General features: G+C 63.2%; 1 pseudogene. It reads left to right on the top strand.

The features are described from left to right. Positions 1-302 (top strand): annotated as a pseudogene (locus EN818_RS33180) (D-xylose ABC transporter ATP-binding protein); the annotation flags it as partial.

Here is a 302-nt window from a genome sequence, read left to right as displayed (position 1 = left end):
CGATCCTGCGCCGCCTCGGTCGCCTCGGCTTCGTGAAGCGTCGGCAAAGAAACGCGACGGCCAACGGCCTGGTACGCACATTGGCAATCAAGACCAACGGCCTGTCGCAGCTGGCGTCACAACTGTCCGGCGGAAACCAGCAGAAGATCGTCATCGGCAAATGGATCGCGCGCGGCGGCGACATCGTGATCGCCGAGGACCCGACCCGCGGTGTCGATGTGCGCGCCAAGTTCGAGATATGGCGTGCCATCCAGGGTCTGGCGGAAGAGGGCAAGGCAATTCTGCTGCTGACTACGGAACTG

This window comes from Mesorhizobium sp. M3A.F.Ca.ET.175.01.1.1 (genome assembly GCF_004791945.1).
Taxonomy (GTDB): Bacteria; Pseudomonadota; Alphaproteobacteria; order Rhizobiales; family Rhizobiaceae; genus Mesorhizobium.
This window is presented reverse-complemented; position numbering and strand designations above follow the sequence as displayed.